16 protein-coding genes are annotated in these 19,980 nt (G+C 60.5%); 10 read left to right on the top strand and 6 right to left on the bottom strand.

Annotated features, from left to right (window positions below; translation table 11 throughout):
* Positions 1–20 precede the first annotated feature (20 nt).
* From P0652_RS09480 to P0652_RS09465, 4 genes are all read left to right on the top strand, one after another.
* On the top strand, positions 21–245 hold the full coding sequence (locus tag P0652_RS09480) for a hypothetical protein (protein ID WP_284178532.1): 225 nt from the start codon (positions 21–23) through the stop codon (positions 243–245).
* Entirely contained in the window at positions 230–406 is a 177-nt protein-coding gene (locus P0652_RS09475; protein ID WP_284178531.1) for a hypothetical protein, read from the top strand. The genes P0652_RS09480 and P0652_RS09475 overlap by 16 nt, the downstream gene beginning before the upstream one ends.
* Positions 407–544: 138 nt before the next feature.
* A complete protein-coding gene (locus tag P0652_RS09470; RefSeq protein WP_284178530.1) occupies positions 545–1,441 on the top strand; it encodes a SctD/MshK family protein in 897 nt (298 codons plus the stop codon).
* Between the two features lie 156 nt (positions 1,442–1,597).
* Positions 1,598–1,798, top strand: a complete 201-nt coding sequence (locus tag P0652_RS09465) for a hypothetical protein (RefSeq protein WP_284178529.1) — start codon at positions 1,598–1,600, stop codon at positions 1,796–1,798.
* A 209-nt stretch (positions 1,799–2,007) separates the two neighbouring features.
* Here P0652_RS09465 and P0652_RS09460 read toward each other — a convergent pair whose 3' ends face one another.
* The 3 genes from P0652_RS09460 to P0652_RS09450 all read right to left on the bottom strand — a co-directional run bounded on the left by P0652_RS09460 (position 2,008) and on the right by P0652_RS09450 (position 6,044).
* Positions 2,008–2,943 (bottom strand): hypothetical protein, encoded by a 936-nt coding sequence (locus tag P0652_RS09460; RefSeq protein ID WP_284178528.1) that lies wholly within the window; start codon positions 2,941–2,943, stop codon positions 2,008–2,010.
* A gap of 691 nt (positions 2,944–3,634) precedes the next feature.
* The gene (locus tag P0652_RS09455) at positions 3,635–5,395 is read right to left on the bottom strand and encodes a DUF1521 domain-containing protein (protein WP_284178527.1); all 1,761 of its coding nucleotides are present in this window, start codon (positions 5,393–5,395) and stop codon (positions 3,635–3,637) included.
* Positions 5,396–5,516: 121 nt separating this feature from the next.
* Positions 5,517–6,044, bottom strand: a complete 528-nt coding sequence (locus P0652_RS09450) for a hypothetical protein (protein WP_284178526.1) — start codon at positions 6,042–6,044, stop codon at positions 5,517–5,519.
* A gap of 620 nt (positions 6,045–6,664) precedes the next feature.
* On the opposite strand from P0652_RS09450, the gene P0652_RS09445 reads away from it, so the two are divergent.
* Together P0652_RS09445 and P0652_RS09440 are read left to right on the top strand one after the other, a co-directional pair.
* Entirely contained in the window at positions 6,665–8,650 is a 1,986-nt protein-coding gene (locus tag P0652_RS09445) for a phytanoyl-CoA dioxygenase family protein (RefSeq protein ID WP_284178525.1), read from the top strand.
* A 12-nt stretch (positions 8,651–8,662) separates the two neighbouring features.
* Complete coding sequence (locus tag P0652_RS09440; protein ID WP_284178524.1) at positions 8,663–10,264, top strand: class I SAM-dependent methyltransferase; 1,602 nt, start codon at positions 8,663–8,665, stop codon at positions 10,262–10,264.
* A 277-nt stretch (positions 10,265–10,541) separates the two neighbouring features.
* Here the strand turns inward: P0652_RS09440 and P0652_RS09435 are convergent, their stop codons facing one another.
* From P0652_RS09435 to P0652_RS09425, 3 genes are all read right to left on the bottom strand, one after another.
* The gene (locus P0652_RS09435) at positions 10,542–11,771 is read right to left on the bottom strand and encodes a TadE/TadG family type IV pilus assembly protein (RefSeq protein WP_284178591.1); all 1,230 of its coding nucleotides are present in this window, start codon (positions 11,769–11,771) and stop codon (positions 10,542–10,544) included.
* Between the two features lie 115 nt (positions 11,772–11,886).
* Positions 11,887–12,987, bottom strand: a complete 1,101-nt coding sequence (locus P0652_RS09430) for a DUF1513 domain-containing protein (protein WP_284178523.1) — start codon at positions 12,985–12,987, stop codon at positions 11,887–11,889.
* Positions 12,977–14,125, bottom strand: coding sequence for an imelysin family protein (locus P0652_RS09425; RefSeq protein ID WP_284178522.1), 1,149 nt, complete (start codon positions 14,123–14,125; stop codon positions 12,977–12,979). Before P0652_RS09425 ends, P0652_RS09430 begins: the two co-directional genes overlap by 11 nt.
* A 190-nt stretch (positions 14,126–14,315) precedes the next feature.
* Between P0652_RS09425 and P0652_RS09420 the strand changes: the two genes are divergently transcribed.
* From P0652_RS09420 to P0652_RS09405, 4 genes are all read left to right on the top strand, one after another.
* On the top strand, positions 14,316–15,599 hold the full coding sequence (locus tag P0652_RS09420) for an imelysin family protein (protein WP_284178521.1): 1,284 nt from the start codon (positions 14,316–14,318) through the stop codon (positions 15,597–15,599).
* Positions 15,600–15,607: 8 nt separating this feature from the next.
* Positions 15,608–17,083: a di-heme oxidoreductase family protein gene (locus tag P0652_RS09415; RefSeq protein ID WP_284178520.1), complete on the top strand. Its 1,476-nt coding sequence runs from the start codon at positions 15,608–15,610 to the stop codon at positions 17,081–17,083.
* Between the two features lie 715 nt (positions 17,084–17,798).
* Positions 17,799–18,836, top strand: coding sequence for a GDP-mannose 4,6-dehydratase (gene gmd / locus P0652_RS09410; protein ID WP_502947504.1), 1,038 nt, complete (start codon positions 17,799–17,801; stop codon positions 18,834–18,836).
* On the top strand, positions 18,820–19,761 hold the full coding sequence (locus P0652_RS09405) for an NAD-dependent epimerase/dehydratase family protein (RefSeq protein ID WP_284178518.1): 942 nt from the start codon (positions 18,820–18,822) through the stop codon (positions 19,759–19,761). Before gmd ends, P0652_RS09405 begins: the two co-directional genes overlap by 17 nt.
* Positions 19,762–19,980: the final 219 nt, after the last annotated feature.

Here is a 19,980-nt window from a genome sequence, read left to right as displayed (position 1 = left end):
CGACGAAGGATGACGCAACAATGATCCAGATCGAAACAAAGCACGCCATGCCGGGCCTCGACGATCTGGACACCATTGCTGTCATTCTCGATCGTCTGGCCCAACGCATGGGTAACAATGACTGCCAGGTTGATCCCCTGATCAAAGCGGCACTTGTTGAGGCCCGTCGGGTCATTCCCAGTCTCAAACGGGCATCGTCCAGACCGGACGCAAAGCCAAGGAGTGAACCATGGAAAACCAAGTAGCGCCGACCGCCACAACAGGTGCCGGTGGCACAAGTTCCGGCGGCGGCAATGCGCAACTTGCTCAGGCCTTTCAGCAAGCCATCAACGAGGCGTCGGCCACCCTGTCGATTTCGGTGAGCGGTCAGGCTCAGCTGAATGCCTTGCGGGCTCGCCCGAACTGATCTCAAGACTTCCGATCCACGAGGGGGACGCCGCCCCCCTCGAACAGATGGTGACATCCAGGAATGCGATCTGCACTCTCTTCACGTTCGAAGGCCACCGGCCCGGCCGTCACGCCAGGTCTCGCCGGAACCCTTGGCTTGGCCAACACCCTTGGCCTGAAGCTGACTGGCGGTCTGGTTCTGACCGTGGAGTCTGGTGCGCATGCCGGCGCGCGCCTTCATAATGCGCAGGGCCAGCTTTCGGTGGGCTCAGCCCTGACCAATGATGCCGTGCTGATTGCCGATGGCCTGGCTGCGCATCATGTTCGTATTTCGCTGACGGATGCCTGGCAATCCAAGGCTCAACTGGCAGCGGTCGATGCCCTGGTCCAGCTGGATGTCGGCACCAAACTTCGACCCGGACAAAGCCAGGTTGTCAGTTTGCCGGCCACCTTCGTGGCCGGAGGGGCGACATTCCGTGTTGAGACGGCGCGGCTCTGGCAAGATGTGATTCCCGGCGGCAAGCGGAGTCTGACGGCAGTTGCTGTGCTCGCCATTGCCTTTCTGGGCATCAATGCACTTTCCGGCTTGAGCGGCCTCTTTGCCTCCTCGGTGGATGGAGGGCAGATCAGCCGCCAGGTATCGCCCGGCCCAAATGCAGCCAGCGTCAACGAAGCGCAGGCGGCGTTCCGCGACCGGCTGGACAAGGCCGGCCTGGGCAACGAGATCCAGGTCGAGGCGGGTCCTTCCGGCACCCTCGTGGCGCTTGGCAATGTCGGAGCCGCGAATGTCGAGAAATGGCGCGATTTGCTGAAATGGTATGACAGTCGGCCTAGCAGCCCGCTGCTCGTCAACAACGTGACCCGGACGGCACAGGCGAAGGATGTACCGCAGCTTCGCTCAGTTTGGGTGGATGTGAACCCGCAGGTCATGCTGAGTTCAGGGCAGACGGCCCGCGTGGGCGACACGATTGCCGGCGGGTGGCGGATCGAAGCGATCGACCAGCAAGCCGTTGTGCTGAGCCGGGATGGCAGGACCACCCGGCTGACCTATTGAACGGCTCCGCCGCTCTGAGCGCAGTGCTGGCTGACTACTGAGGCCTCGGTAGTTAGCCCCAATATCGGCCCCGTGGCGCAAACTGCCATACTCATCCTGAACGGAAAGATGCCCAACCGGGTATCGGATCTATGGTTGGTTTATCAGGAGGATATCATGGCTGACACCATTGCAGGAGCTTCGGCAGGCGCGGCAGGGGCAACCGGTGGCGCGGCGGGTGGGGCTTCCGCTTCGGGCGGCGGCAACGCACAGCTCCAGGCCTCGTTCCAGCAGGCGATCGGGGAAGCAGCCCAGACCTTGTCAATTTCCGTGACGGGGCAGGCTCAGCTCAACGCCCTGCGCGCCCGCCCGAACTGATCGGCACGGTGGCAAAAAGGCGCCCGCTCGGGTTTCGCTAGACCCACGCGGCCATGGTTTCATCCCGCGCTCCGGCCACTTGACCGTTAGCAATCAGGCCGGGTCGGTTTCCGATCCGGTCATTTCTGTCGTGACACGGGAAACTTGCTTCGCTGCGTGGCCACGGAAGGACATTGACCGAGACTCGAGCAGGCGGTCGGAAGGCGGTATCAGTCGAACTGGACTTTCTGACTGACGCCGGCGCGAATGATGCGCAACTCTGATGAGGCTTCCTGGCCGGTTTTCAGCACCTCAAGAATGGCCGCTGCGCGCGAGAGATACGTCACCGGGGCGGTCATAATGGCCGCCTTCGAGCCCTGCATAGGAATTGGTGTGTAGCGCGATGTATCAATGCCAGCTGAATTGAGTTCGGCAATCCAATCATTGAAAGCCACATTGCCGAGCGGCAGGATACGTGTCCCCATTTCCGAACGCGAGGTGACCTTGAGGACATCCCCCTCAAAGGTCCATTCAATTTCGTACCGGGTCGCCAGCTCACGCAGCAAATCGCGCGGTTGCGACGGCAATTTCACCTGGGAGAGCTTGCCCCGGATTCCGCTGGCAATGTCTGCGCGCAGGCCATAACGGCGGGCAAAGTCCTGCAGGAAGGACCGCAGATCCTGATCTACGATGAAGACGAAAGCTGTATCGCCCTTGCTGCCATTGGCGGCTTCGGAGACGAGCCCGGCGGGCCTGCTGGGGTCAGCAATATTCTGTGCCGGTTTAGCCGCTGCCGGCAGGGAAGCTGCCGGAATCGCGGGATTGACTTTTGAAGCTGCCGGAACGGGCGGTGTGGCTTTGCGCGCATCCTTCGCCGCCGGCACAGGCTCCTGCAAAGCCTTTGCTCTTTCCGGGCGCAGCTCGACTGTCCCGAATCCATCGACCGGCTTGGGCTGGGCCTGCGCGAGACCCGAGACCGGACGCCGGCTCGGGCGGTCCGCTGGCGCGGCTGCAGCAGCGGGCCGTAGTGCGGGCTGATCGCCAATCGCGCCGGTGATCAAGGCCTGACTGCCATGAACGTCGCGAAACCGCCCGGATGGTCCGGTTTGGCTGGCAGCCACTGTCCGGAGCTTTATCGGCTGGTCAGGGGCGAGCGAGGTCTTCACCGCAGCCGGCGGAGCTTTCGGCATCGGGCGCGAAACAACGCGCCCTGCCGGAGCGGGCGCAGTTTCAGACGCAGCCATCACACCCCGGACCGGCGGCCGGAACTCTGACGGCCACGACCTTGTGCTATTGAGCGCGTTTCTGGGTGCTCTGGCGGGCGGGCTGACCCCGGTTTGCCGGGGCATGGACGGATCTCGCGGCGTGACCTTGGGCAAAGCCGGCGTGATGGCTGGTGGGCGCTTCTTCTCGGAGACAGGAGCCTGCCGGTCCATCAAGTCGCCGATCGTGGGGGAGCCCGGGGACGGGTCAATAGCATAGTTGCGCCCAACGGTTTGGGCCATGCCGGCGCCGGAAAGAACGCATGCAAGAACACCAAGACCAATGCGCAACACTCTACCAACCAAAACGCAACTGCCTTCTGCGCGGGTCCGACTACACAGACCCCGGAAAAATCAGACCACGTTTTGGATAATGATCTGCTAACATAATGGCTTTGCTGCCCTTTCGGTGTGGTTCCAGACCCTAGGTCTACCCCATTCGGCTAAATCTGCATGTTGGCCAAACCGGCGATCGCCAGCATACGCCTCGGCTGCACCCCAAAAAAGAGCGGCTCCGGAATGCCAGAGCCGCTCCTCTCACCCCTGCCTGTTCACCGCACAGCTGAGAACGGGCAAAGCTTGTCTGGAAACCGCCTTATGTGGCAGCGGCTTCCTTGGCATTCACGGTCGCTTGGTCGGCCGTCTTGCCATCGATGGTCCAGCCCTTGCCGCTTTCCTGAGCAGTGAAGGCGCCATCCGGGGTCTTGGCGTCGAGGGCCTTGCCGTCATAGGACTGCTCGACCTTCAGGTTGTTCTTGCCATCGCTGTCCCAGCCCAGACCCGAGACCTGAATGGCGTTGTCGCCATTGGTGATGGTCAGGCTTGACGAGAGGGTCTGGCCCGAGTTGCCCCAAGGCGTGGTACCGACAGTGATCTTGGTGCCGTCTTCAAGCTGGAACGTGGCGTCCTTCTTGAAATCCCAATCGTTCTTGCCATCGTTGCCGACATCGACATGGGGATCGCCCCACACGCGGGTCTGGCTCTGGTCGCAATTGTCCGTCAGAATCCAGCGTGATCCATTCTCATCCAGCGCGATCGTGTAGCGATCGCCCAGCTTGATTTCGGCCTTGCCGTCCTTGACTTCGGAAACAGTCCATTCCGCCGGCTTGTCCATGACCTGGTCATCGAACTTGAAGCCTTCAACATTCTTCACCGTGTCCTTGCCGTCCTTGCCTTCGACGTAGGTCACGCCGTCCTTGGTGTAGACCTTGTAATCGTCGCGCTTGCCGGTCCAGACGCCCACATCATGGCCTTCGCCGCCATCGATATGGTCATTGCCCTTGCCGCCGTTCAGCACATCGTTGCCCTTGCCGCCGTTCAGGCAATCATCGCCCTTGCCGCCGTTGAGCACGTCATTGCCGTCGCCGCCATTGAGCTTGTCATTGCCCTTGCCGCCGAACTGGACGTCATCGCCCTTGCCGCCGTTGAGCACGTCATTGCCCTTGCCGCCGAACTGGACGTCATCGCCCTTGCCGCCGTTGAGCACGTCGTGGCCCTTGCCGCCATACTGAACATCGTTGCCTTTGCCGCCATTCAGCTTGTCATTGCCGCCAAAGCCATACTGCACATCGTCCTTGCAGGTGCCGGCGAGCGTGTCGTTGCAGTGGGTGCCGGTCTGAACAGGCCGCTCCGGGTTGGCCGGCTTGGTCTGGCACGGGGCCGGCGGCTGCGGCTCAGGGTGGCAAGGCGACGGCATCGGCCTGCAGGGTTCCGGCTGCGGCATCGGAACCGGACGCGGCTCCGGCCGGCAACCGCAATGCGGCGGCTGCGGCTGCGGGGGGCACGGCATCGGTGCGAAAGGCGGCTTCGACGGGGTGCCACAGGCCGGCGGCTGCGGGAAGCAATTGCCAATCAGGTTGGAGAGCTGGTCAATGATCTGGTTGTATGCACCCATGCCGGTACCGAGGCCTGGCCACTGGCTCTGGCCTGCCCCACAGCCGCAAGAGCTGCCGTAACCCTTGCCCTGCGATTGCAGCAGCGTCTTGATTTCGCCGATCAGGCCTTTGATCTGGCCGATCAGGTCACCGCCACCAGCGCCCGGGATGGTGCCGGCATTACCGCAGCCCGCGCCTTGGCCGATCGAGAGATCACGGATCATGTCGCGGATTTCGGTCAGGGCCGAGCTAATGTCCGTCTGGCAGCCGGCCGTGGCATTGCCATAGCTCGGAACGGACGGTGCAGCCGGGCGATGTTCGGCAGGCTTGCAGGAACCACCCTGGTTCCAGCCGCCATTGTGCTTTGCCGAAGCAATGGCGTGCTGCGCCTTGCCAAGGGTCGCCTGGCCTGCATTCAACGTGGCTTGATGGAGATGACTATTGCCACCGCAGGTCGGAGGATTGATGGGTTTGCACGTCATGATTTGGCACTCCTCGAAGTTCTTCTCAAAATCTTGAAGGCGTTATCTGCCTTTGTGCCTCTCTTTATCATTTCAAATTAAAAACTACGATATTGTGACCAAATGCTCTATTCAGTACGTACTACGTATAAAAATACGTATTGTAGATTTTTGTGAAAAAAAACGACCGGAAAATCCCGGCCGTCTGAATTTTTGCTTTAATCAACTGTTTCACGAATTTCTGACGAAACAGGACGTCTTGCGCATCGGCAGACCGGAAAACCAGCCTGCCAATGGGTGTCTCGGAACGGTTACCAATAGTTCCGGCCGGAGGAATGTGACTTGCCGCCACCCTTGCCGCCACCTTTTCCGGCCTTGCCGCCACCGCATTTGCCGGCCTTGCCGCCACCTTTTCCGGCCTTGCCGCCACCACCGCCTTTGCCGGCCTTGCCGCCACCACCGCATTTGCCGGCCTTGCCGCCACCACCGCCTTTGCCGGCCTTGCCGCCACCACCGCATTTGCCGGCCTTGCCGCCACCACCGCCTTTGCCGGCCTTGCCGCCACCACCGCATTTGCCGGCCTTGCCGCCACCACCGCCTTTGCCGGCCTTGCCGCCACCACCGCCTTTGCCAGCCTTGCCGCCACCGCCGGTCGGCGGGCAATCATCAACCGGAGGTTCCCAGGGCTTGTGCGGAACGGCCGGGGGATTGTGGCCCCCCGGACTATCGCAGTTCGGCTGCGGCTTGGGCTGCGGAGCGCAGTATTGCGGCTTCGCCTGATACAGATTCTGCGAGGCAGTCTTGATGCTTTTCCCAAAAGCATTGGCAAGCTGATGAACGTTGGCCTTGGATCCACCTCCACTACCGAACTTGTTGATCTTTGTCATGTCCTTGGAACCCCGACCTTTTACTCAAAACAAGAAACCGGGCAGCCTGAACGGCATAGCCTGCCCTTGAACCTTTCAGGTGTTGGAGAGGAAGAAAATCCGTGAGTATTACTAGGGTGCCTTCGTATTACGTACGTGGTGACAGCCAGCGCTTAAGGGCCCAAAGCTGCCGCTCCGAGACGTCGTAGGAATCTGGAATTGCTGGGATTTGAAAAACTGGCGAGACACCAGCGGGATCATGCCGGGTTTGATCTTGATACAGTTCCGCCTCGTCGCCATCAGGAGGCGGCTCAAGGTCCGGCCTCAGACCGAGTTATCGCCGGCACTCTGTATCGAAACGGCGCATGTTCGCTTGGCACCTGAATTGCGCACGGGGAAGCAGGCGACGAGAAGGAAGCCATCCATGGATGCAGGATTGATCGATACCCGGATTGAGCGCGCACTGAATTGGGCCCGACGGCACTTTGACTATTCGGCCCATGAGGTTATTCGGGATGTGCCTTGGGGAGTCACCTTGCGCCTCACCAAGGCGGAGACATCGGCTTATCTCAAGCTGTTCCCCAAGGCGCAGGCCAGGCTGGCGGCCAGTGTTGCCGCCATCGCGAACCTGCCGACCGGTGCAATGGCCCGCGTGATCGCCCATGACGCGAGTGCAGGCTTTCTCCTGAGCGAAGATCATGGCGGTCGGACAACGAACAATCCGGATTCCGGAACCCTGATGGCCCTGCTCACGACCGGCTACGCCCAGATCCAGGCCCTGGCCGCAGAACAGCTTGATCTGCTCGCGGCGGTTCCGAAACTCAATGTCGTCCGCCTTCTGGATGATGTCGCGGATTTTCTCGGCCCGCGGAGGGACTATGCCGAAGCCCGGGCGCATTACTCGGACTTCGTCGGCATCCGCCAGGCTGTCCTCGCAGCGGAGGCCTTCTCGATCAGCCGTTCGTCGCTGGAATTCGTGATCCGTCTGGCTGATCACTTGCCGCCAACCTTGAACCATTGCGACCTCCATGATCGCAACGTGGCCATGGATGATGCCGGCGCATGCAAGTTTCACGATTGGGACAATGCCATGATCGGTCCGCCGGGCCTTTCCCTCGGCAGTATGACCGGCACGGTCGCCGAGTTGGTGCGGTGGCAGGTTGACGGGCGTCCCGAGACGGGCAGCGAGGCGGTGGGCCATCTGCTCGCCTATCTCGAAGCCCTTGAGGGCGCCGGCTACCCCACGGTCGAGGATTTGCTTCAGGCCGTCATTGGCGCGGCCCTTGCCGGGCTGCTGGTCCGGTTGGTCAATTATCGGCCCTATCGTCCTCAGGGTGAAGACGAGCGGCAGCTCTGCGTGGATGACCTCAGGGCAATTGTCGATGACCTGCTGGAAACGGTTCAGGTTCTGGCCGGCCAGGATACGGCACAGGCCACGGCGCTTGCCGGCCTCTGGAGCCGCCACAAGCATTATGAAAAGCTGCTTGATCTCGTGAACCGGTCGGCATTCGGGCTCGGCGTCCCATTGGCCGAAGCCCATCTGCCGGACCTGACCAGCCAGACCGAAATCGGCTATGTCACGCGGCTGGCCCGGGCCTACAGGCGCGCCTGGGAGCCGGATACCGTACCGGTCATCGAGACTGATCTCGCCGAGCGTTTTGACCAGGGCCTGTTTGCCCTTCAGGCCAAGGTGGCCACCAAGATCTTCGAAGAACAGGGAACGCTAGCCATTGCCAACGCGTTTCCGCCAGCGCTGCTCTCACGCTGCCTCGCGCAATATCTTGCCATAGGTGGCTCTGCCAGCGGCAAGCCCCTTCAGGTCGGGGACAAGCGGTTCATGGAAGGACTGAGTGTTCAGGGCGCTTTCAACCAGCCTGAAATTTACGCCCAGCCCTTGCTAATGAAGATGTTCGAAACCCTTCTGGGCAAGGATTTCGTGATTGGCAGCATGACGTTGGTGGTATCTCAGCCGGGCTCGCAGACCCAGCATCTCCATATCGATCACCCGCATCTCTTTGGCGGAACCGGGATCGAGGTCGGCATGCCACCGCATGCAGTGACCGTGCTTATTCCGCTGGTCGACATTGATGAGCTGATTGGCGGCACCGAGGTGATCAAGGGGTCGCATCGCGTGCCCTATTCCGAAGGAGCGGACCTGCCGCGCCAGCGCCAGACGCTTAGCCTCGGTAGTTGCCTGATGTTCGATTACCGGCTTTTCCATGGTGGCTTGCCCAACCGTTCTAAACGGAACCGCCCGGTTCTCAGTATCGTCTACCACCGGTCTTGGTTCGCAGACACCACCAACTTCAATAAGCTCCACCCGTTGCAGGTGCCAAAAACAGAATATGACGCCATTCCGGATCAGTTCCGTCCGTTGTTCGCGAACGCAGAAATTCACTCGAACACTTGATCGGATCTGACCATGGCAAACGACAAGACTCGATTTGGCAATGACGTTATCGAAGGTCGCGGCTATATTCTGGATGAGCCGTATATTTCACGCTTCTATGACCTGCAGACACCAGCCCGGATGAGTTATTCCATCCAGGCGGCGGGATTTGGCCATGAAATGGCCAACCGCCCCTTCCGCTATTGCGAACTGGGCTGCGGCAACGGCATCACCATCGTCATTCTGGCCGCCCTCCATCCCGACAGCTGGTTTGTCGGGATTGATATCAATCCTGACCATATCGAAACCGCCAATACCCTGGCGCGCGAGGCAGGCCTGACCAATATCGAGTTCATCCGGGCCGATTTCGATGAAGCCCAGCGACAGAAACCGGAACCGTTCGACTATATCACGGTCCACGGCGTCTACAGCTGGGTGGATGCGGCGGTCAGGGCGAGCATGTTCAACTTCATTGCCCGCTTCCTGAAGAGCACGGGGATTGCCTACATTTCTTACAATTCCAACCCGGGCTGGGCCGCAAAGGAACCGATCTGGCGCCTACTCAATCGCTATTCGCGCGGGGTTTCGGGTAATTCTGTTGAGAAAATGAAGGAAAGCCTGAAATTTGTTGAATTCCTCTCCTCAAGTGATGCGCCATACTTCCATGAGAACCCAGCCGCGCGCGAGCACCTCCAATATCTGAAATCCGAGGATATTCACTACATCGCCCACGAATTCTGTAATGATAACTTCTCGCCGGTCTATTGCTCGGATGCGTTTGCCGATGCCCGCCAGTATGGCCTGCATTTTGTGGCGCAATCCGAGTCTGCCTACAATCTTCCCTTCGAGCGGGTGGCGGAGGCCTATCGTGAGTATATCGACAGCATGTCTGACCGACTGGAGCAGGAAACCTGGTCAAGTCTCCTCCGCAATGACTTCTTTCGGACCGATCTCTATACGAAGATCCTGCCGCCCCAGCATGCGCTCGAGGATTCGCCCCTCTGGGACCGGGTTTTCATGCTGATTCATCCGGCTGATGATCTGCCCGACCAACTGACATGCGGCTCGCGCGAGCTGGCCAAAAACGATGCGCTGGTTGCGGCCCTGATCACCGTTTCGGGGACAACTCCGATGACAGTGCGGGACATGCTGAAACACAACAGCCTGCGTCGTTATTCTCCGCGGATGATCATGGAAACCGCGCAGTTGCTGGAGCTAAGTGGGTATTTCGGCTTCCTGCTCTCCCCGCCGCTCAACATCAACGGTTGCGCGGCCAAGGCCAGTATCGCGACGACGAGAGACGACGCAGCCCGTATCTGGCATTTTGCCAAGCCAAGCTTCCGGCCGCTGCTGGCCATGAACCTTATGTCCAACGAATTCGGCTATCTCGCCGCGCCGGCCTTCGGTTCGGCGATGCGGTTCGAGCTCATGGATACCCTCGCCCTGCTCGCGCTTGACGGTCGCTCGCTTGGGGCAGCCGCGGAGGAGTTTGCACGCGCCCTCAATGACGATGCGCCGCACCTCCTGCGTTATCCGGCCAAAGCAGATTGGGCGCGAGGCTATCTCGATGCCTTTAACGAGCGCTGGCATGTCATCCTGCAGCAGTTGGGATCAATCCGTGTCGGCTGCCGCTGAGTTAGTGAAGTAAGCAAGCGGTTCCGAGCGGCGTGCTTGCGCGAGCTGGACACGGAGCACGCGTGGAGCCAGCGGAAAATAAATCTGACCTCGGCAGGCGCCCGCCATAATGTATTCGACTACATCGAGAGGTTCTATAGTTCTGCCGCTAAACGCGCGTGCAACGGGCGCTACCACCCGTTGAGTTTGAACGGCAGTACAAAATGCAGACCGAAGAGCGCCCAGAAAACTTGGGGCCATTCACGCGAAAATGGCAAGCCGCGAGAGATCCGAGCGATTAGTGAAGCAGGCGAACGCGGCCAGGCCCAACGGTCGGAATGACGTTCAACAACTCGTTCGGATAGGGGATTTCTGCGTCGGCAATGTCAAAATTGATGTTGATCACTCCCGCGCCGCGCCATGAAATACCATCGACGATCCAGACCGTCCATTTGGATTTCGGCTTGAAATTGGTCGAATTGGTCCAGGTGAATTCGGTGTTCGGCATATAGATCGTGCCGAACACATCGATGTCGGTCGAATTGATCGAGCTGCTCGTGGTAGTGCGGTCCGCAAGGATGGCCATGCCTGCGAGCGCCCCGGATTTCGGGGCCTTGAGCGTGAGCTGCGAATTCGTCCATTCCACGGGCGTGCCCGAACCCGTGATGACGATGGTCACGCCTTCGCCAGAAACCGAGGAATTGGTCAGCCGAAATGTTCCGCCCTTGATGATGTAGGTGCCCGGTTCGAGCTCCGCGTTCTTGGCATTGACGAAGGCAAGCCCGTTGCAATAGGTGCCGGGCTTAAGCTTCTGATTGTTGGTATTCACGACGTGGTTCGTCGCAATGCAGCTGTCCGGAGTCGGATACTTCAAGGCAGAAAGAGGGTCCTTGAGGATTTCCGGCGCATGTTCGAGCGGCGGCTTCACATTCTGCAGGTAGTGATGGCCATAGCCCACCGCCTGCACAGTCTTGCCGGTCAGATAATTGTATGGCGTGTGCGGGTCGACCACATCATCGACATGTTCCGAATTGCCGTAGATGTTACAATCTGGCGCATAGACCGAAACCTTGTCCTTCAGTTCCAGCGTATGCTTGCGGGTCGGATGCATCGCCATGAAGCAAACCGGATGGCGCTGGGGATTGGCAGTTGCCGCTGAACTGGCAGAAACATCGAGATGCTTGACGCCGACAACGCTGCCGAAAAAAGTTTCCTGCTTCAGGTCAGCATGTCCATAGACAACGCCGTCTCTTTCGAAAAAGCTCAGTCCCGAAGTTGTGCCCGCAAAGATCGCAATGAAAGCCTGTTTGGCAATCTCGGTCGGATTCGTGCCCAGCTTCTTCTCGCGGGCGGACACACTGACGGCTGCGAGAACTGCGGAATCGAGTGCAGATTGCAACTCGGCCTTCCGGGCGGCACCACGACTGAAATCCACGGCCATTCCGGTGACGACGGTGAGCGGAATGGCGGCAAGGCCAAACATGACCGCAACCTGGCCCGAGTTGCACGACAAGAGTTTCCGGAACATGATCAAGGGCCCTTACGCGATACGGTGCGGCACTCTAGCTCTCGGGAAGATAAAGAATTGTTAATCAGCACTGTAGCCCGTCGAGTTCGATCGGCATTACAAACCGTATTCCATCTCACCGCTCTATAGAAAATGCGATCAAATGATTATCCCATTCCCGCGGGAATTGCCGCCTGGGCAGGCCCGCGGTGGATGACAGCGATCCGATCCAGCCATGACCTGAGGAATAAACGAAGCCGTCAACTGCAGGCCCGGATGCGATGCCGGATATATCGTCGATCTGTCGTTGGGAGACGATTGTCTGCCTGTCGAGATCAATGACTAGCGCCTGCCCAGTCCTCGACGAGGTAACGGCAGCCCATCGTCCGTCGGCATCCATAGCGACAGAACTGACATAGCCCCCCAGTGCGCGCTGGGCCCCAAAAAGAGAAAGCGGCCGGATTGTCTTTCCCAATCTTCCGGTGAACAGCAGCGGCGCTTCCGGATCCTCCATGGCCTGCGCGCCAAGAATAACGAGACCGCGACCACCGGTGTCTAGATGGCGAAGGGAGATACGGCCTGCGGAGGCAACCAAATGCCGCTCGCGCAGATCGCCGGTCTTGAGGTCCAGAAACACAAGGGACGTCTCGAAACTGCCCGGATTCAGGATGCGCCGCCCGCCGCCGAAATCCGGATGTTCGCGATGGCCGCCATTCGCCACGACCAGGCAGCCCTGCTGCGGAATGAGCGCAAGGTCATGCGGGCCGAGGCCGTGGGTTGACCATTCGCCGATGCGCAGAAAACCGGCCGCGACGTCGTAGATTCCAATCACGCCCCGGGCAGTCTCGAAATCGTTCTCGGTTGCATAAAGGAGGGCGCCATCCGGCGAAAAGACGCCATGCCCATAGAAGTGCCTGCCCTCCGGGGCATGGAACACTCTGTCCGGCTGCCGGCCATCTATTGACAGACTGACGGCAAAGCTCCCGGGCCGACGGGCAAAGACCACTGCGATGCGGTTGACTGGACAATAGGTCAGGTCATGGCCGCGTCCTGGCAGGATGACCTCACGGATCGCCCGCCCTTCGCTATCGAGGATCGACGCGCCGAAACTGCCATCGGCTGCGCGGGAGGCGGCCCCAAGAAGACGTTCTTCTCGCTGCTCGCTGGATCGAGCCGCCGCTGTTGCCGCCAGCACCAGTGGCGCGCCAAGTAGAAGGCAGCGCCGGTCAATCGCCATCGGAGAAATTGAACCCGAGATTGATACCGGTGGTCTGGCCGACAATGGCTGCGATCTGCCGGCGACTGACGCCCAGAGACTGGACGACGCCATTGAGCCGCTCGACAGCGGCGTCGTCGCGACCGCTGGCCGGCAAGGCTGCAAGGCTGCGCAATGTCGCCAGCGACGTTGCCAGTTCCCTTTCGACGATGCGGGCCGATGAGCCGACCGCGGTAACCCCACCCCTTGTCGCTGCAAGCATCAGGGCAACGCGATATCCTCCCTCGGCGAAAAGCCGCGTCAAGCCTTCAAGGTTGGCCTGGACCAGCACGTTCGCCCGCTGGGTCCTGCCGAAGGGAAGAATAGCCTCGCTGCGTCCCTGCCGGGTTGATGCCAGCAATCGCAGGCGATCGGCAACCGTTCGTTCCAGGGCCCGATTGAGCGCTTTGGTGGCGGCCAGAACCGCTTCAGCAGGCTCAAGATAACGCGGGTTGGTCTTGCCGGGGTTTAACCAGCTCTGGCTAGCCGCACCGCCAGGAGACCAGGCCGAAGCAAGGTCACCGGCGATCGTGGCGATATTGCTGGCAATCGCCGCTGCGAAGGCACAGCGGTAGGCGCGGTCTATCGGATCATTCGTCGGCGTCGCCCCCGGCCAGAGCACCCTATCCAGCGCGGTCAGGCCCTGAATGGCCACGCTGCGTCCGGCGAGGTTCTCCGGGACCGTGACCGTGGAATCGCGGCTGGCCAGAAGCCGATGGATCTGGCGCGCCCCGATCTGCTGGCGATCCGGCCAGAAAAACAGGCGTTCCTGACGATCATTCTCGGCAACCGGTCCGAAATCGACGACTTCAATCCGCCCCCAGCCGGCCAGTAAGGAGACAAACGCGTTCTCCAAACGGGCATCATCCCTATCCGTACCATCGCAATGCGTCCTGATTGTGGTTTCCATCCGCCGTGCCGAGGCAAGGAGATCCGCGTAGCCTGGTCGAATGAAGCCCTCGAGGCTCAGGCGGAGAAAGGCCCGCATGTCGAACGCGGTCTTTTTCGTCTCCGGAGGCGCAAGGAGCACATGGGCAGCCCAACCCGCACAGGCGAGCATGATGACGGCCAGCAGCCATCGCAGACGGAACACGATCTCCCGCATTCTGGACCTTGGCACGTGCCCTCCCGGCACCGGTGGCGATTCGATCCAGCCTAGTGGCGATGGCCCGGCGCGCAACCCCTGCGACACAGGCCCCCCGAGCGAGGACCGTTCAAGCAAAATCATGAATTCCTCACTCCGGCATTAACGCGGTCTAGACGGTTTTCGAAGATCGTTCCGCACCACATGATCAAAGGGAGTCCCGCTCATGGCATTCCGCATCCGCGCGTTGCTGCTTGGCGTCGCTTTCTCGCTAACGCCAGTCCTGGCCACGGCGTCAAACGGGCCGACCATTGCTCAGGTTTCGGAGACCTACGCGAAAATCGCGCGGGCAAACTATGAAGACAGCTTGCAGGTGGCGCGGGCCATGCAGATCGCCGTCGAGGCCCTGCTGGGAAAGCCTGATGCCGATACGCTGGCGAAAGCCCGCCGGGCATGGATCGACGCCCGGCAGCCCTATTCACAAACCGAGGCATTCCGCTTCGGCAATCCGATCGTCGATGAATGGGAAGGCCGCGTGAATGCATGGCCGCTGGACGAAGGGCTTATCGACTATGTAGATCAGGCCTATGGAACGGCTTCGGAATCAAACCCGTTCTATTCCGCGAATGTCATTGGCAACCGGAAGCTTGTGCTCAACGGCGAGACCATCGATGCCGGCGAGATCACCGGTAAGCTCCTGACAGAAACCTTGCATCAGGCCGGAAAGATCGAGGCGAATGTCGCCACCGGCTACCATGCCATCGAGTTCCTGCTCTGGGGACAGGACCTGAACGGAACCAGGCCCGGCGCCGGCAGCCGCCCAGCCACGGATTTCGCAACCGGCGAGGCCTGCACCAACGGCAATTGTGAACGGCGGCGGGATTACCTCCGGGTTGTCACAGACCTTCTGGTCGAGGATCTGGAATGGATGGTCGCGCAATGGGCGCCGGGCGGCGCGGCAACGAAACCCCTACTGCAATCTGGCCCAGAAGCGCTGGGTGTGATGTTCACCGGCATCGGCTCGCTTTCCTATGGCGAGCTTGCGGGAGAGCGCATGAGGCTGGGCCTCCTGCTCGGCGACCCCGAAGAGGAGCATGACTGCTTCTCCGACAACACGCATAATTCGCATTACTACAACGCACTCGGCATCCAGAATGTCTATCTCGGCCGCTACCGGCGCATTGATGGCCAGGTGATTGAAGGCCCCGGCCTGTCGGATCTGGTAAAGGCCCACTCGCCGGAGATCGACCAGCGCGTTCGGGGCGCCCTTGCCGGGACCATGACAGCGATGACAGCGCTCAAGACGCGCGCGGAAACTGTCGAGGCCTATGACCAGATGCTGGACGATGGCAACAAGGCCGGACGCGCCGTGATCGAGGCCGGCATTCAGGCCCTGATCGGTCAGACCCGCGAGTTCGAGCGGGCAATCGCGGCGCTCGATGTGAATGCCGCCCGGATCGAGGGCTCGGACAGCCTTGACGATCCATCCCGGGCCCTGAGCAAGAAATAGGAAACGCGATGTCAGGGCTGCGCACGCTGCTTGTGGCTCTCGTCGCCCTGACGTTCGAAGTCTGGGCCTTGGCTGCACAGCGCCCCAAAGAGGCGACCGCCGTTGCCGTGCTCGAACCCGGCGAGGAACAACCTGGTGGCGAGGCGACATCAAGGGCGGCTGCGATTAATGCGGATGCGTTCTCCCATCCCTCTGGGAATATGGGCTTTGCCCGCGAACTGGATTTCAAGGTCGGTAATGGCCTTTTCCGCAAGCTCTGGGTATCCGCACCGGCCTCGACCAAGGCATCTGACGGGCTAGGCCCGCTCTACAATGCACGCGCCTGCCAGAGCTGCCATCTCAAGGATGGGCGCGGGCATCCGCCCGCTAGCGACCGGCCGGAGGATCGCTCGGCATCTCTGCTGTTGCGCCTGTCGATCCCGCCGCAAACCGCTGCCGAGGTGGATGACCTTGCAGCCGGCCGGCGCCTGACGATCCCCGAGCCGGTCTATGGCCATCAGTTGCAGGAATTCTCGGTTCAGGGACACCCTGCGGAGGGGCGGCTTGTTGTCCGTTACGTGGAAGTCGAGTTGCCGCTACGTGGCGGCGAAGTGGTGCGACTACGCAAGCCTGCCTACAGCATCGTCGATCCGGGCTATGGTCCGCTTCACGCGGAGGCGATGGTCTCGCCCCGGATTGCCCCGCCGATGATCGGGCTGGGCCTGCTTGAGGCGATACCGGAAGCCGATATTCTCGCACTGGCCGATCTGGAGGATCGCGACGGCGACGGCATTTCGGGTCGCCCGAATCTTGTTCCTTCGCCAGATAGCTCGCGGCCGGTTCTCGGGCGCTTCGGCTGGAAAGCCGGGCAGCCGACTGTGCTGCAACAATCCGCAGAAGCCTTCACGATGGATATCGGGATAGGCACGCCGCTGACCCCACATCCGGCCGGCGACTGCACGGACCGGCAGCAAGTTTGCCTCAGGGCGCCCCATGGCGTGGCACCGGGGCGGGCGGGCGAGGAAATCTCCCGCGCGATGCTGGAAGCTGTCGCCCTCTATTCGCGCAATCTGGCCGTGCCGCCGCGCCGCGAACCGAATCGTCCCGAACATCTGCGCGGCAAGCGTCTTTTCTCCGAGATCGGTTGCGCGGCCTGCCACAAGCCGCAATTCCGCACAGGCGAGGACTCTCCCGATCCGCATCTGCGCGGTCAGGTGATCTGGCCCTATTCCGACATGCTCTTGCACGATATGGGCGAGGGTCTGGCCGATGGCCGGCCGGAGGGCCAGGCCAATGGCCGGGAATGGCGCACCGCGCCGCTCTGGGGCATTGGCCTAACTCCGATTGTCAATGGCCACAGCTTCTTGCTCCATGACGGTCGTGCCCGAAACGCGACCGAAGCGATTCTCTGGCATGGCGGCGAAGCGGAAGCTGCGCGCGAACGTTTCCGCGACCTCAACGCCGAAGATCGGACTGACTTGCTCGCCTTTCTCAACTCGCTTTAGCCGAGGGTGCTAGCGTTCAGCAAAGATGCTTGCGCGAATTGATCGCTTGCCTTCAGACGTGAACCGCTTCTGGTTTTCTGGACGCATTGAACTTCCTGCCCTCGTCCAACTCTCTTGATCCAAGAGCGGCCGATGTGAGAGCGCGATGCTATCCGGCCGCTTTGAATCAAGCGGATGTTCTGGTCGCCTTGATCACTTCCATCGGCCTCGGGCCCAGACCTATAAAAAGGTTGGCATGCTCAACGTAGTGTGATTCACGGCTTTCGAAAGGAAGCATTGATGAATCGGGACCAATTCTGGCTAAGCGAGGCTCAGTTTGCGCTGATTTCGCCGCATCTACCATTCGCCGCATCTCCCAACGGACACGCGCGGGAAGGCGCGGGTTGATGACCGGCGAGTGATCAGCGGGATCATCCATGTGGCCTGATGCCGGTTTGGCTCCTGACCTCGATTTTGGCCCGGTTTGAAAACAAAGGTCGCTCCAGGTGACCGAGCCCCCTTTTCGCCACAGGCGAGCACCTATCCTGCGGCAAAGGAGAACGCGAGGGGATTGGTCACGCCCCCAAAAACCGCCTTGCTGGCTGGACATCTTGCCAGCCAAACCACCTTGCCAGCCAACAAGGGAGCCGCTAGGCAGACAGCTCGGAGGTTCGGGGTGCCGGGGTCAAGGCTGATCCATGGGCAGTTGCGCCCCTGAGCAAAGAATTGGAGCTTGATCGTGCGCTCAACGGTAATTACTGGCGTCACCGGCCAGGACGGGGCGTATCTGGCCAGCCTGATGCTGGAACGAGGATATCGCGTTTTTGGCACCTTCCGGAGAACGAGCTCGGTCAATCTTTGGCGCCTCCGGGAACTTGGGATCGACACCCATCCCCATCTGGTGCTCACCGAATATGATCTGACGGATCCTGGCGCAGCGATCCGGCTTCTGGACCGTGCACAACCGGAACATGTCTTCAATCTTGCGGCCCAGAGCTTTGTTGGGGTATCGTTCGAACAGCCGGTTGCAACCGCACAGATGACGGGTGTGGGCCCCCTTTTGCTGCTTGAAGCGATCCGGACGGTGAACCCGAAGATCCGGTTCTACCAGGCCTCGACTTCAGAACTTTATGGGCTTGTCCAGGAAGTCCCGCAATCGGAGACAACGCCGTTCTATCCGCGCAGCCCCTATGCCGTGGCCAAGCTTTTTGCGCATTGGTCGACGATCAATTACCGGGAAGCCTATGGCCTGTTCGGCGCGTGTGGCATCCTTTTCAATCACGAATCGCCCCTCCGGGGGCGGGAGTTTGTGACGCGCAAGATCACCAATGCCGCCGCGCAGGTTAAACTCGGCATGCTCGACCGGCTGGAGCTTGGCAATCTCGATGCCAAGCGGGATTGGGGGTTTGCTGCCGATTATGTCGAGGGGATGGTCCGTATCATCGAACACGACACGCCGGACACGTTTGTTCTGGCGACAGGGCAAACAACCGCCGTCCGTGATTTCGTGACCATGGCTTTTCACAAGGCGGGCATCGATCTTGCCTTCGAAGGCCAAGGCCTTGATGAAATCGGACGCTGCGGGAAAACGGGCACCGTGCGGGTTGCTGTCAATCCCCACTTCTTCCGACCGGCGGAGGTTGACTTGCTGATCGGTGATCCGACGCGCGCGAAGGAGCAGTTGGGCTGGGCTGCGACAACGTCGCTGGATGATCTTTGCACCCTCATGGTTGAAGCGGACCTGAAGCGGAACCAGGATGGCTGGTCCTTCTGAACGCCCCATCCTGATCACCGGTTCGCATGGATTTACCGGGCGTTCCCTGGCGGCCTCCCTGCGCCGTGCCGGACATCAGGTGGTCTCGCTGGAGGACGCTACCGGAACCTTTGTTGATCTGAGGGACCGCGATCAGGTTGATCTGGCCATCCGGACCCTGAAACCGGGCCTTGTCTATCACCTTGCCGGGATTGCCACCAACCTGCACCCCGATCCTGGCCAAATCTACGCCGTGAACGTGGTGGGAACGGCCAATCTTCTCGCAAGCCTCAAAGCGCTTGACCCACGGCCTCATGGCATCATCCTCGCCTCAAGCGCGACGGTCTATGCGTCCCCGGGCCTATCGGGTTGCCTTGACGAAACGTCGCCCTTGCTGCCCCCGCATCACTACGGATCCAGCAAGCTGGCCGCCGAAGACGTTGCCCGTCACTTTTCGCGTGATCTTCCCATTCTTGTGGTGCGCCCGTTTAATTATACAGGCCCCGGCCAAAGCGACGATTTTGTTGTGGCCAAACTTGTCCAGCATTTTGCACGTCGGGCGCCTGTGATCCGGATGGGCAATCTCGAGATTGCGCGGGATTTCTCAGCGGTTGAAACGGTCGTTGAGATCTACCGCCGCCTCGGGCAACTCTCCCCTGTTCGAGGTCTTGTCAATATTGCCTCAGGGCGAGCGATCTCTCTTCGTGTCATCATAGAGACGCTTGAAAGGATATCCGGTCATCGGATCTTGATCGAGACCGATCCACGCTTTGTTCGCCCCGACGAATGCGTCACGCTTTTCGGGTCAACCGAACGCTTGACCCAGCTGATCGGTCCGATCAGCCATCCGCCCTTTTCCGATGTTTTGGCTGCGATGCTTCGCTACGAAGAAGCAAGGCTCGATGAAGAGACCAGACAGCGCTCCACCTCTTCAGCCTCGCCGTGACCGTCCGAGAACAACGATCGACCTCTTGATATTTATATGCTCTTTTGATTCCAAGAGCAGCCATTTTGCTCGGTTGCGAGCCGTCATTCGGCAAAAGTTTGGGATTTTTATGCCCGCGTGTATGAGGGGTCGGCAAGATTGCGGACCGCACGGCCGCCGCCCCTCTATCCCGTGAGTGGCAAGCGCGTCTTGCAGACGGTTCCGGGGACGGTCGAAGCC

Origin of the sequence: Rhabdaerophilum sp. SD176, from assembly GCF_030143245.1 — a bacterium.
Taxonomy (GTDB): domain Bacteria; phylum Pseudomonadota; class Alphaproteobacteria; order Rhizobiales; family Beijerinckiaceae; genus Rhabdaerophilum.
Note: the sequence above shows the minus strand (reverse complement) of the source record. Positions and strands in the feature narration are given on the sequence as shown.